The sequence below is a fragment of the Actinomycetota bacterium genome (assembly GCA_035765775.1).
GTDB lineage: Bacteria > Actinomycetota > CADDZG01 > JAHWKV01 > JAOPZY01 > DASTWV01.
This window is the reverse complement of the sequence record DASTWV010000059.1, coordinates 534,294-547,012: the sequence shown is the minus strand read 5'-3', so window position 1 is coordinate 547,012 and position 12,719 is coordinate 534,294. Positions and strand designations below refer to the sequence as shown.

Sequence of the window (12,719 nt, the reverse complement as noted above, 5' to 3'; positions counted from 1 at the left end):
TGGCCCTGATCGCCGAGGGTCTCTCGAACGCCGAGATCGCCCGCCGCCTGGTGGTGAGCGAGACCACGGTGAAGTCCCACATCAACCACCTGTTCGCCAAGACCGGGGTGCGCGACCGGGCCCAGGCCGTCACCTACGCCTACCGCCACGGCCTCGCCTGACCCGCCGGCTCCGGGGCCGCGGGCCTTGAGGGATTCTGTGTACGCGGGGAGCCACCGGGAACCCCTGGGTGTACACAGAATTCGAATCCGGCCGGATCGGTCACAGCCCGTCAGGCTGGGGCAGGCGCACCCAGCACTCGTTCCAGGTTCGCCGGGTCGAAGAACTCCGACGCAGACAAGGTCCCGGCCACCACGCTGGCAAAAGCGTCCATGGCCGCTTGGTTCCCCGCCACCGCCCCGATCAGCTGCTGCATCTCGGGCGGCGGGGGTTCCAGCGTGGCGATCTGGGCGGTGAACTCGTAGATCGGCAGAGCCCGGGCATCGCGCGCCCGGTGGTAGCCGGCCATCGCATCTTCGAAAGGGGCTGCCCCGCGAAGGCTCTCGGCCAGCGCACCCGAGCACAGCTCGGCATCCCGGAAGGCGTCGCTGATCCCCTGGGCGGTGATCGGATCCTTGGTGTACCCGGCGTCCCCGACCAATGCCCACCCCGGGCCGTAGGGTTTCCGGAGGACATTGACCACCGCTCCCCCGCGGAAGGGCTCCACCCGTTCGGCCTGCCGCACCCGCTGGGCGAACTCCGGCACCAACTCCAAGGTCTTCAGGAAGTTGCCTTCGATATCAGCTTTGTACGCTTCCGACTCGGCATAGGGCCAGCCCAGCACGACCAGGGTCAGGCCGTCGCCGGTCGGGATGACGCCCCAACCCCGGTAGGGACGGATCACGGTCTCCAGGTCCTGTGTGGGTAGGTCACGCCAGAAGCTGTAGTAGGCCTGCTGCAACCGTCCCTTTTCCCGGTAGCGGGGCGCGCCGACCGACTCGGCGATGCGCGAATTCCGGCCGTCCGCGCCCACGACGACGCGTGCCCGCTCCTCCACCCTTGGCGCGCCCCGCTCCCGGCCGCGGATGCCCACCGCGGCCCCATCTTCGAAGACCACCTCCTCGATGTCGAATCCCTCCCGGACCTCGACGCCGGTCGCCGCGGCGGCGTCCACCAGGATCTTGTCCAGGACGTGGCGGCGGGGAGCGTAGGCAGTCGCCACATCGCCGCAGGGCCGCGGCCGTCCGGCCAGCCTGACCGGCCCGAAGTCAAAGGAGTACCGCTCGATCGGCGGGCAGCCCGATGCCAAGACCCTGGGCAACAGCCCCCAGCGCTCGAGCGCGGCGACGCCTGGCGCATGGATTACCAGCGTTGACAGCGTGTCGCTGGGGAACGTCGCCCGGTCCACCAGGAGGACCCGGTAACCCTGGCGGGCAAGCAGCATGGCGGTGGGCGCCCCGGCGCAGCGGGCGCCGGCAACGATTGCGTCGTACGTGATGGCCATCTCCCCCTCCTTTGTTGGTCGCACGCCACACGATGCGCCTCACGGCGGCAAAGGGGATCGGTGAACTCCCCTATTCCGGTGCTGGTTTCGGTCCTGGTTTCCAGCCCGAGGTCGAGGCCGGAGCCGTCCGGGCGGCGAAGGCTGCGGCCTCGGCACGGCTGCGCAGGCCAAGCTTGGCCAGGATGTTGCTGACGTGGTGCTCCACAGTCTTCCGGCTGATGTAGAGCCGGTCGGAGATCTCGGGATTCGAGAGCCCGCGGCCCAACAGGTCGAGCACTTCGGCTTCCCGCCGGGAGAGGGTCTCCGGGCTCCTCCGGGCCGTGGCCGGCCGCACCCCAAAGGCCCGGAGGACGGCTGCGGCGGCGTCGGCATCGCGGGCGGCCTGCAGGCGCTCGAAGGCGTCAAGGGAGGCTCGTGCCTGTTCCAGGGCCACCTCGGGCTGCGCCTCCACCACGGCCGCCGCCAGCTCGAGCCGGGTACGGGCCACCTCAATCGGCATCCCGGCGCGGGCGAACCCATCCAGGGCCTCCCGCAGGAAGGGCCGGGGATCCCCGGTTCCGGATGCGAGGGTCACCCGAGCACGGGCGAGGGCAGCCGCGGCCTGGAGGTAGTGCTGTCCCGGATGGCCAGCGGAGCAGGCCTCGAGCGCCGCCGACGCCTCAGAGGCATGGTCAAGCTGTCCGGCGGCAACGTGCACATCGACCAGCAGCGCCAGCAGCGGTCCGGCTGCCGAGCTCACCGGGTCAGTGCGCGCCACGGCCCGGTTCAGAATGTCCTGGGCCAGGGCGGTGTGGCCCCGGGCGAGGCGGATGGCGGCCATCGGCCGGGCTACGTCCGCATCCTCCTCAACATCGAGGCCGTCCAACAGTTGCTCGGCCTCCTCCAGCCTGCCCTGGCGCACCCACAGGTCCGCCAAGCGGATCACTGCCCCGAAGCGCAGCCGGGACCGTGCGCCGAGCGCCCACATCCGGGCGGCCTCCAGCAGGGCAGCTTCCGCCTCCGGCCACCGGCCTGCATCGGTCAGGACCCCCCCGTAGTGGGTGTGGCAGAACGCCGACACGGCGGGCAGCCGGCGCCGGGCGGCGATCGCCGCCCCAACCCGGATCCACTGGTCGGCCCGGGGGACGTCCCGAGCGTACTCGCACGCCGAGAAGAGTTGGCAGAAGATCTCCTCGAGCACACAGAAATCGTCGACGTCCCCGCCGGCGACTGCCGCTAGCGCTTCATCCAGGAGCATCATCCCTGCCTCGATGCGATCCTCATGTACGAGGCTTGCCCCCAGGTAGGCGAGGGCGGCGAATTCGAGATCGCTGTCCAGCTGATCCCGCCCGACGGCGAGAGCCGCACTGAAGAGCTCGTTCTTGCGCCGACGGTCGCCCTCGAACATCCCCCGGGTCAGCGAGATCCAGCCCGACGGGGCAGATGCGCCACTCTCGCCAAGCAGCGAGTCGGCCCGGGCGATCCAACCGGCACATACTGCAAAGTCGCCCACGATCTGTGCGTACATCCCGCCGAGCGTGCGTGCTACCCGCACCGCTCCCAGGCGCTCCCCGGCGTCCTGGTAGGCGGCGTAAGCCTGCTCCCAGAGCTCGATCGCGCTCGTGAAGTCGGATTCGAGATAGCTGGTGCGGGCCAGACCCTCAAATGTCTCGCCCGAGGGGGACGACGCATGGACGGGGCCAAAGACCGCCCGGGCCGCGGCGGCATCCCCTGCCCGCAGGGTCGCCCAACCGGCTTCGAGTTGAGAGGCGCGCTCGGGCAGGTGCGCTTGGACACCCTTCCGGACCGGCTCGCCCGCCGCCTGGTGCGTCACCCCACCCCACACCCCCCGCCCCGATCTTAGAGAGGTTCGCGGGCTACGTCGACGGGTGCCGGGTGCCCGTCACGCAACATCGGAAGGGCGTTCGACCTTTTGGCTGCCCGGTCGGGTCGCGCCGGGTGCAAGTTTCGCCCCGGTACCTCCGGCGTCAGGTGGTGACGGCGACCTTCAGCCCCGGCGCCGTTCCCAGCCCGCCGCCCTATCCTCGTTAGCGTGATCGACGAGGTACCTCCGGCCCCGGCCGCCACCCCGCCGCCCCCGGGCCCGCTCCCCCGGGCACGCGCCCGGCGCCGGGGATGGCTCGTCGCCGCCGCCGGGGCGGCGATCGCCTTCGGCATCGTGGCGGCCTTCGACCGGTCCGCTCTGGTCGCCACCGGCCAGGCCCTCCAGCACCTGCGCTGGGGCTGGATCGCCGTCGCCGTCGCCGCCGAGGCCGTCTCCATGCTGGCGGCCGCCACCGGCCACCGGCGGCTCCTGCAGGCGGGCGGGGAGCTGGTGCCCCGGCGCACGGTCCTCGCCGTCGCCTTCGCCGGGACCGCGCTCGCCTCATCCGTGCCCTTCGCCGGCACCCAGATGGCGGTGGCCTACTCGCTGCGCCAGTACCGGGCGCGGGGGATCGAGGTGGCCGTTGCCGGGTGGGCACTGGCGATCGCCTGGCTGCTGGCCACGCTCTCCTTCGCCACGGTGCTCGTCGCCGGGTCGGTCACCTCCGGCAGCGGGCTCGCCGCAGCTGCCGGCCTGGCGACCTCCCTGATCTTCCTCCTGCCGCCCATCGCCGCCCTTCTCGGCCTGCGCTACCCGCCGGTCCGGACCCGGGTGCTCGAGCTGCTCGGCCAGCTGGTGGCCGCCTCCCGGGCACGGTTCGGCCGGCCGAAAAGCGACGTGGCCGCGACGGTGGAGGCCACCCTTGTCCGCATCGGTGAGCTGCGCCTGCGGACGATCGATTACGGCGCCGCCTACGGCTGCTACCTGACCAACTGGCTGGCCGATGTCGCCGTGCTCGTGTGCGCCTTCAAGGCAACCGGCGCACCGATCCCGTGGATGGGGCTGCTGCTGGCGTACGGGGCTGGCATCACCGCCGACAGCCTCGGCCTCACCCCCGGCGGCCTGGGCCTGGTGGAGGCGGCCCTGACCGCCGCCCTGGTGGCCGCCGGCCTGCGCACCGCCCAGGCGCTCAGCGCGGTGCTGGTCTACCGCTTCGTCAGCTTCTGGCTCCTGCTCGTGGTGGGATGGGTGGTGATGGTGATCCTCGAGGGCCGCAAGCCGGGCTGGGTGTCACGCCGGGCCGCGGCGGGCTGACCGGCCGCATGCGAACCCACGTGCGAACCACTACGCGAACCGGGGCGCGGGCCGACACTCGCACCAGCCCCCGGGTCAATGCCACCAAGGCCCCCGCGACGCATCGCGCCCCCAAGCCGGCACCCCGTGACGACGCCGTGCGCTGGGGTCTCGGCTGCTGGGCAGTGCTGCGCGTCCTGAGCTGGGCCGGCGCCTGGGTCTCCAGCACCTGGCTCACCCCCGGCACCACCGTGCAGGTCCCGAGCTATGCCGCGCCGGTGCTGCACGGGATCGCCCGGGTGCTGGCGGGCTCGTGGCTGCGGGCCGACGCCCTCTGGTACCTGCGTATCGCCCACGCCGGCTACGCCGGCGACACCCGCACCTTCGCCTTCCTGCCCCTCTTCCCGGAGCTGGTGCGCCCGGTCTCCTGGGTCCTCGGGGGCCGGGACCTGTACGCCGCACTGGTGGTGGCCAGCGTGGCATGCGCCCTCGGATTCGTGTGGCTGTACCGCTTCTTCGACCTGGTGGCCGGTCCCGCCATCGCCCGGGCAGCGGTCGTGGGGCTGGCGGTCTACCCGGCGTCCTTCTTCCTGCTGGCCCCCTATGGCGAGCCCCTGCTGCTGGCCGCCGGGGCGGGTGCGCTGCTGGCGGCCGCCCGCGGCCGACCGGGCCTGGCGGCGCTTGCCGGCGCCCTCGCGGCGCTCTCCCGCCCCTTTGGCATCCTCATCGCCCTGCCCCTGCTGGGCTTTGCCATCAACCACCGGCGGGAATGGCGCTGGTGGGTGGCGCCGATGGGGCCGGCCATCGGGTTCGCGGCCTGGCTGCTGTGGTCGGGCCACCAGCTGGGCAACCTCCTGGGAGCCATCAAGATCCAGAGCGTCTGGCAGCGCACCACCAGCCTCCCGTGGGCCACCGTCGACGCCGGCGTCCGGGCCTGGTGGCAGTGGCGGGGGACCGCATACGGTCCCTACTTCCTCATCGACCTGCTGGCCACGCTCCTCGGCATCCTGCTCATCGTGGCCACCGTGGTGGTGCTCACCCGCCACCGGCGCGATCCCTGGCTGACCGGTGGGCTGGCGGCCTACGGCGTCCTCGTGCTGGCCGCCCCGCTGTCCTCGCCCTTCCCTGGCCGCCCTCTGATGAGCGTTCCCCGCTTCCTGCTGGCCCTCTTCCCGCTGTTCGCCGGGTGCGCCATCGCCCGGCCCCGGTGGATGATCCCGGTGGCAGTGGTCTCGGCCGGGGGCCTGGTATGGCTGACCGCGCTCTACGTTGGCGCCCGTCCCATCTTCTAACGGCACGGGCACCGGCCGCGGCGCGGGCCGCAATGCGATGATCCCCGGATGCGAGGTCGCCGGCCGGGGTCGCCCGCGGCCCCGGGGTACGCCACTTATCACAGCCCAACACTGTCTGTGAGTGCTCAGTACCCGATAGCGACCCCAGGCACTCACAGAATTCCCACAGCCCGCACCAGCACCACCGGCACCACCGGCACCAGCACCACCGGCACCACCGGCACCAGCACCAGCACCAGCTCGCCGGGCGCCCTTTGAGCGCGCTGCCGGGCCGGCGCCGGATCCTTCTCGACCTCACCCCGCTCCGGCGCTTCCCCGCCTTCCGGCGGCTGTGGTTCGGGCAGCTGGTGTCGCAGCTGGGCTCCCAGCTCACCGTGGTGGCGATCCCCTTTCAGGTCTACCGCCTGACCCACTCGTCGCTCGACGTCGGCCTCATCAGCCTGGTGCAGCTGGGCCCCCTGTTGCTGGGCTCGCTGCTCGGCGGGTCGGTGGCCGATGCGGTGGACCGCCGCCGGCTCCTGGTCCTCACCCAGCTCGCCCTGGGCGGCTGTAGCGCCGGCCTGGCCCTCAATGCCGGGCGGGGCCACCCGGCGCTCTGGCCGCTGTTCGCCCTCTCGGCGGTGGCGGCCGGCTTCTCGGGCGTCGACATCCCGACCCGGGCGGCGGCCATCGTCACGCTGGTGGACGAAGCGTCCCTGGTGGCCGCCAACGTGCTGCGCCAACTGCTGTTCCAGGTGGCGCTGGTGGCCGGGCCGGCGGTGGCCGGCCTGCTGATCGCCCACACCGGGACCGCCGTGGTCTACACCATCGACACCGCCACCTTCGGGGCTGCCCTCATCGCGGTCCTGAGCCTCCCCGCCCTGCGCCCAGCGGGGGGCGGGACCCGGGCGGGGTGGACCTCGGCCCTCGAGGGGCTGCGCTACCTGAAGGGCCGGCCCGCCCTCCAGGGCACCTTTCTCCTCGACCTCGACGCCATGATCTTCGGCATGCCCCGGGCGCTGTTCCCCGCTCTGGGCATCGCCCAGTACCACGGTGGGGCGGCGGCGGTGGGCTACCTGTACGCCGCCCCCGGGGCGGGTGCCCTCCTGGGCGCCCTGCTGACCGGGTGGTCGTCCTCGGTGCGCCGCCAGGGCCGGGCGGTCATCGTGGCGGTGACGGCGTGGGGTTTGGCGATCGCCGCCTTCGGCTTCACCCCCTACCTGCCCTTCGGGCTGAGCCTCGGCCTGCTCCTTCTCGCCATCGCCGGGGCGGCCGACGTGCTCTCGGCGGTGTTCCGGGGCACCATCCTCCAGCTGGAGACCCCCGACCGCCTGGGCGGGCGGCTCTTCGCCATCCAGACCGCGGTGGTAACCGGCGGCCCCCGCCTGGGCGACGCCGAGGCGGGCGTGGTGGCGAGCCTGGCCACCGTCCCGGTGTCGGTGGTGACCGGCGGGCTGGTCTGCGTGCTGGGCGCCCTGGCCCTGGCCCGGGCGCTGCCCGGCTTCACCGGCTACACGCCGCCGCAGTCCCGGGCGGAGTGACCGGTATCCTCGCGGCGATGGGTCAGCGGGACTGGCGGGACTGGAGCCGGGACGCGGCCGTGGCCACCGGGCGGCTCCTGGGCCGGGCAGCCCGGGGTGGCCGGGAGCACCTCGAGGTCTTCCTCGGCGGCCCGGACCGCACCCGGGTGATCTTCCTCCTGGCCGCGGTGCTCGCCCTGGGGAGCGCCGACGCCGCCACCGTGGGCGCCTCGGCCATCGAGCTGCGCAGCGCCCTCAAGATCTCCAACGCCGATATCGGCCTGTTGGTGGCCGTCACCTCGCTGGTCGGGGCGATCGGCAGCATCCCCTTCGGCGTGCTGGCTGACCACGCCCCCCGCACGCGGACCCTGGGCGCCTGCATCTTCCTCTGGGGGGCGGCGATGATCTGGAGCGCCTCGGCCAGCTCCTTCGGCAAGCTGCTGGTGGCCCGCATGTTCCTCGGGGTGGTGACCGCCGCCTCGGGGCCGATTGTCGCCTCGCTGGTGGGCGACCTCTTCGGCGGCGACGAGCGCGGCCGCATCTACGGCTACATCCTCACTGGCGAGATGGTGGGTGCCGGGGTGGGCTTTGCGGTCACCGGCGATATCGCCGCGGTGTCCTGGCGGGCGGCGTTCCTGATCCTGGCCATCCCGGCGTTCGCCCTGGCCTGGTTCGTCTTCCATCTCCCCGAGCCCGACCGGGCGACCCGGCGCCGGCGCCGGAAAGCTGCCGCCCCGGGGGGGCAGTGGGCGCCGCCGACCGTCGAGGGCTGGGGCCTGCCCGAGGAGACCGAGGCCCAGCGCCTGGTCCACGAACGGGGCATCCGCCCGGAGCCGCCAGCGGTGGCAGGCGATCCCGCACGCCTGAGCTTCTACGACGCCGTGCGCTACACCCTGCGGGTCAAGACCAATGTGATCCTCATTGTCGCCAGCGCGTGCGGCTACTTCTTCCTGGCCGGCATCCAGACCTTCGGCGTCGAGTTCGTCCGCCAGCAGTACCGGGTGGACGCCGTCCTGGCCAACGGCCTGATGCTGGTGATCGGTGCCGGCTGCGTCATCGGCATCCTGACCGGCGGCGGGCTGGGCGATTCCTTACTGCACAAGCGGTTCCTCAATGCCCGGATCCTGGTCCCGGCCCTGGCCGCCAGCCTGGCGACCCTCCTGTTCATCCCCGCGCTGGTCACCCGCAGCCTCATCACCGCCATGCCCTACGTGTGCTTCGCCGCGTTCGCCCTCTGCGCCCAGCGCGCCCCGATGGACGCCGCCCGCCTGGACATCATGCCCGGGCCGCTGTGGGGGCAGGCCGAAGGGGTCCGGTCCTTCCTGCGCACCGGCGCCCAGGCGCTGGCACCGCTGCTGTTCGGGGCGCTCTCCGAGCTGTGGGGCGGGGGGCGCGACGGCCTGCAGTGGACGTTCCTCATCATGCTGCTGCCCCTGGCGGCGGGGGCCGCCGTGCTGTACCGGGCTCTGCGGACCTACCCGCAGGACATCGCCAACGCGACCGCCGCAGGGGAGCACGGGTCAGCTGGTGGGTAAGACTCCCGGCGTGACACTCGGCCTCCCCGGCACCATCCGGGCCTGCCTGTTCGACCTGGACGGCGTGCTGACCAAGACTGCCGCAGTCCACGCGGCTGCCTGGAAGCAGATGTTCGACGGGTACCTGCAGGAGCGGGCCGGGCGCCTCCACGAAGCCTTCGTGCCCTTCGACCAGGTGACCGACTACGACGAGTACGTGGACGGCAAGCCCCGAGCCGACGGGCTGCGCTCCTTCCTCGCCACCCGGGGCATCGAGCTCCCGGAGGGCGACCACGACGATCCCCCGGACCAGGCGCCGGGCAGCGAGACCGTCGCCGGGCTGGGCAACCGCAAGAACCAGCTGGTCCTCCACCTGATCCATCAGGGCGCCGTCGAGGCGTACGAGGGCTCGGTGCGCTACCTCCACGCCGTCGGCGACGCCGGCCTGGCACGGGCGGTGGTCTCCTCCAGCGCCAACTGCCACGACGTGCTGGTGGCGGCGGGAATCGACGGGCTGTTCGACGTCCGGGTGGACGGGGTGGTGGTGGAGCAGGAGCACCTGCGGGGCAAGCCGGCGCCCGACACCTTCCTGCGGGCGGCCGAGGAGCTCGGGGTGGAGCCGGCGATGGCCGCCGTCTTCGAGGACGCGCTGGCCGGGGTGGAGGCCGGGCGTGCCGGGGCGTTCGGGTGCGTGGTTGGCGTCGACCGGGCGGGCCAGGCGGACGCCTTGCGCCGGCACGGGGCGGACGTCGTGGTCCAGGACCTGGCCGAGCTGCTCGACGGGTGATGATCATCCACCCCTGGTTCCCCACCGAGCCGTGGGGGTTGACGGAGACGGCTCTCGACATGTCCGTGCTCGGCCAGACCGAGTCGGTCTTCGCTCTGTCCAACGGGCACATCGGCCTGCGGGGCAACCTGGACGAAGGCGAGCCGCACGCCCTGCCCGGGTCCTACCTGAACTCGTTCTTCGAGTCGCGCCTCATGCCGTATCCCGAGGGCGGCTACGGCTACCCGGAGGCGGGCCAGACGGTGGTCAACGTCACCGATGGCAAGGTCATCCGCCTGCTGGTGGACGACGAGCCGCTCGACGTGCGGTACGGCCGGCTGATCTCGCACCGCCGCGCTCTGGATTTCCGCACCGGGCTGCTGACCCGGGAACTCGAGTGGGAATCGCCCGCCGACCGCCGGATCCGGGTGCGCTCGCAGCGGCTCGTGTCGCTGACCCAGCGGTCGGTGGCGGCCTTCGTCTACGAGGTGGAACCAGTCGACGGGCGGGCCGATGTGGTGGTGCAGTCCGAGCTGGTGGCCAACGAGCCGGTGGCCACCGCCGCCCGGGACCCCCGGGCCGCCGCCGCCCTCACCGCCCCCCTGGTCTCCGAGCTGCACGTCGCCCGCGAGGGCCGGGCGGTCCTGGTGCACTCCACGCGGGCGAGCCGGCTGCGGGTGGCAGCCGCCATGGACCACGTGGTCTCGGGGGCCGAGACCTCCGAGATGCGCTGCGAGTCCTCCGAAGACCTCGCCCGCCTGACCGTGGCGACCGACGTTGAGCCCGGGAACCCCTTGCGCATCGTCAAATTTCTCTCCTACGGCTGGTCCAGCGAGCGGGCGGTCCCCGCCCTGCGCGACCAGGCGGAGGCGGCGCTGGCGTCCGCCCGGCGGCGGGGCTGGGAGGGACTGGCGAAGGAGCAGGCAGACTTCCTGGCTGCGTTCTGGGCCCGGGCCGACGTAGAGATCGAGGGCGACGCCGAGTTGCAGCAGGCGGTGCGCTTCGCCCTCTTCCACGTCCTGCAGGCGGGCGCCCGGGGCGAGCACCGGGCGATCCCGGCCAAGGGGCTCACCGGTCCGGGCTACGACGGCCACGCCTTCTGGGATTCCGAGTCCTTCGTGCTCCGTGCCCTGACGTACACCGCCCCCCAGGCGGTCCGGGACGCTCTCGCCTGGCGCCATTCGACCCTGCCCAAGGCCCGGGACCGGGCCAAGGTCCTGGGCCTCAGCGGGGCGGCCTTCCCCTGGCGGACCATCGGCGGCGAGGAGTGCTCGGGCTACTGGCCGGCGGGTACGGCGGCGTTCCACATCAACGCCGACATCGCCGATGCCGTCGTGCGCTACCAGTCGGCCAGCGAGGACAAGGAATTCGGGCGGGGCCCGGGACTGGAGATCCTGGTGGAGACCGCCCGGCTGTGGCGGGGACTGGGCCACCACGACCTCGAGGGCCGCTTCCGCATCGACGGCGTCACCGGCCCCGACGAGTACAGCGCCCTGGGGGACAACAACGTCTACACCAACCTCATGGCCGAACGGAACCTGCGGGCGGCCGCCGACGCGGTCGAGCGCTTCCCGAACGAGGCCGCCGCCCTGGGCGCCGACGCCGAGGAGGCGGCGAGCTGGCGGGATGCCGCCGGGGCCATGTTCGTGCCCTTCGACGAGGCCCTCAACGTTCACCCGCAGGCCGAGGGCTTCACGCACTACCAGGTGTGGGACTTCGCCGGCACCGAGCCCGAGCAGTACCCGCTCATGCTCAGCTTCCCGTACTTCGATCTGTACCGGAAGCAGGTGTGCAAGCAGGCCGACCTGGTGCTCGCCCTCGATCTCCGGGGCGACTGCTTCACCGACGACGAGAAGGCCCGCAACTTCGAGTACTACGAGGCGCTCACCGTACGGGACTCCTCGCTGTCGGCGTGCACCCAGGCGATCGTCGCCGCCGAGGTCGGCCACCTCGACCTGGCATACGACTACATGGGCGAGGCCGGGCTGATGGACCTGCACGACCTGGAGAGCAACGTCTCTGACGGCGTCCACATGGCCTCGCTGGCGGGCGTCTGGCTGGCGTCGGTGTGCGGCTTCGGCGGGATGCGCGACCACGATGGCCAGCTCAGCTTCGCCCCCCGGCTGCCCGGTGCCTTGGAGAAGCTCGCCTTCCGGCTCACCTACCGCGGGCGGCTGATCCGGGTCGAGGTGACCTCCGAGGTGGCCCGCTACGTGCTGGAGGAAGGGGCCGAGCTTGCGGTCAGCCATCACGGCGAGCCCATCACGCTGGGACCCGAGCCGATCGAGCGGAAGGTGCCGCCGGTCAAGCCCCGGCCCGATCCCCACCAGCCCCAGGGCCGGGCACCGGCGCCCCGGAGCCGGAGGGGGCCCTGGGAGGGGGCCCTGATGGGGGCTGACGCCGCGGTGAAGGGGGTGACTCGGGCATGATCGAGGTGGGCCTGGAGCTGGGGACCAAGAAGGTCTTCGCGGCCGCCATCGACTGGCCGGGATGGTGCCGGGCGGGGCGGACCGCCGATCTCGCCGTCGAGGCGCTGGGCGAGTACGTGGCACGCTACGCGCCGGTGGCCACCCGCGCCGGGCTCGCCCTGCCCGAGGCCGGCTTCACGGTGGTCGAGGAAGCCCCGGGTGACTCGACGACCGATTTCGGCGCTCCCAGCGCGCGGCGCCCGTCCGACCTCCGGCCGATGTCTTCTGCCGACGCGGCCCGGTTCGCCGCCCTGCTGCACGCCGCCTGGGACACCCTCGACGCCGTTGCCGCCACCGCTCCCGAGGAGCTGCGCCCGGGTCCCCGGGGGGGCGGCCGCAACCGGGACACGATGCTGGGCCATGTGCTGGGGGCCGAAGTCGTGTACGCCCGCAAACTGGGTCTCCGGGTGCAGCAGCCGGCGCTCCGGGACTGGGGGGCGATCCGCGCCGAGCGTGACCTCCTGGTGGGCGCCATTGCCGTCCCGCACGCGGGTGGTCCTCCGGCCGAGAAGATGTGGCCCCCCCGCCAGACGGCCCGCCGCATCGCCTGGCACGTGCTGGACCATGCCTGGGAGATGCAGGACAGGATTACGTGAGGGC

The 12,719-nt window shown here is 72.7% G+C and carries 10 protein-coding genes; 8 read left to right on the top strand and 2 right to left on the bottom strand.

Translation table 11 applies throughout. The annotated features are described in order from the left end of the window. Positions 1-161, top strand: a 161-nt coding sequence (locus VFW71_16390; GenBank protein ID HEU5004338.1) for a LuxR C-terminal-related transcriptional regulator, incomplete at its 5' end; no start/stop codon positions are given. 110 nt (positions 162-271) lie between these two features. Here the strand turns inward: VFW71_16390 and VFW71_16385 are convergent. Both VFW71_16385 and VFW71_16380 read right to left on the bottom strand, forming a co-directional pair. Continuing rightward, positions 272-1,483, bottom strand: a complete 1,212-nt coding sequence (locus VFW71_16385) for an NAD(P)/FAD-dependent oxidoreductase (protein ID HEU5004337.1) — start codon at positions 1,481-1,483, stop codon at positions 272-274. A gap of 70 nt (positions 1,484-1,553) precedes the next feature. Next, complete coding sequence (locus VFW71_16380) at positions 1,554-3,308, bottom strand: LuxR C-terminal-related transcriptional regulator (protein HEU5004336.1); 1,755 nt, start codon at positions 3,306-3,308, stop codon at positions 1,554-1,556. Between the two features lie 207 nt (positions 3,309-3,515). Between VFW71_16380 and VFW71_16375 the strand changes: the two genes are divergently transcribed. From VFW71_16375 to VFW71_16345, 7 genes are all read left to right on the top strand, one after another. Continuing rightward, complete coding sequence (locus VFW71_16375) at positions 3,516-4,601, top strand: flippase-like domain-containing protein (GenBank protein HEU5004335.1); 1,086 nt, start codon at positions 3,516-3,518, stop codon at positions 4,599-4,601. 164 nt (positions 4,602-4,765) lie between these two features. Then, positions 4,766-5,872 (top strand): hypothetical protein, encoded by a 1,107-nt coding sequence (locus VFW71_16370; GenBank protein ID HEU5004334.1) that lies wholly within the window; start codon positions 4,766-4,768, stop codon positions 5,870-5,872. Between the two features lie 254 nt (positions 5,873-6,126). Continuing rightward, positions 6,127-7,392, top strand: a complete 1,266-nt coding sequence (locus VFW71_16365) for an MFS transporter (GenBank protein HEU5004333.1) — start codon at positions 6,127-6,129, stop codon at positions 7,390-7,392. A 17-nt stretch (positions 7,393-7,409) separates the two neighbouring features. Further along, complete coding sequence (locus VFW71_16360) at positions 7,410-8,906, top strand: MFS transporter (GenBank protein ID HEU5004332.1); 1,497 nt, start codon at positions 7,410-7,412, stop codon at positions 8,904-8,906. Between the two features lie 10 nt (positions 8,907-8,916). After that, a complete protein-coding gene (locus tag VFW71_16355; protein HEU5004331.1) occupies positions 8,917-9,672 on the top strand; it encodes a beta-phosphoglucomutase family hydrolase in 756 nt (251 codons plus the stop codon). Then, on the top strand, positions 9,672-12,080 hold the full coding sequence (locus VFW71_16350; protein HEU5004330.1) for a glycosyl hydrolase family 65 protein: 2,409 nt from the start codon (positions 9,672-9,674) through the stop codon (positions 12,078-12,080). The genes VFW71_16355 and VFW71_16350 overlap by 1 nt, the downstream gene beginning before the upstream one ends. Then, positions 12,077-12,715 (top strand): hypothetical protein, encoded by a 639-nt coding sequence (locus VFW71_16345; protein HEU5004329.1) that lies wholly within the window; start codon positions 12,077-12,079, stop codon positions 12,713-12,715. The genes VFW71_16350 and VFW71_16345 overlap by 4 nt, the downstream gene beginning before the upstream one ends. The last annotated feature ends 4 nt before the right edge of the window (positions 12,716-12,719 follow it).

Bases quoted from the DNA above. Each gene is read 5' to 3' on its own strand.
- VFW71_16385 (HEU5004337.1), bottom strand. From the start codon at position 1,483: ATGGCCATCACGTACGACGCAATCGTTGCCGGCGCCCGCTGCGCCGGG.
- VFW71_16360 (HEU5004332.1), top strand. From the start codon at position 7,410: ATGGGTCAGCGGGACTGGCGGGACTGGAGCCGGGACGCGGCCGTGGCC.
- VFW71_16350 (HEU5004330.1), top strand. From the start codon at position 9,672: ATGATCATCCACCCCTGGTTCCCCACCGAGCCGTGGGGGTTGACGGAG.
- VFW71_16345 (HEU5004329.1), top strand. From the start codon at position 12,077: ATGATCGAGGTGGGCCTGGAGCTGGGGACCAAGAAGGTCTTCGCGGCC.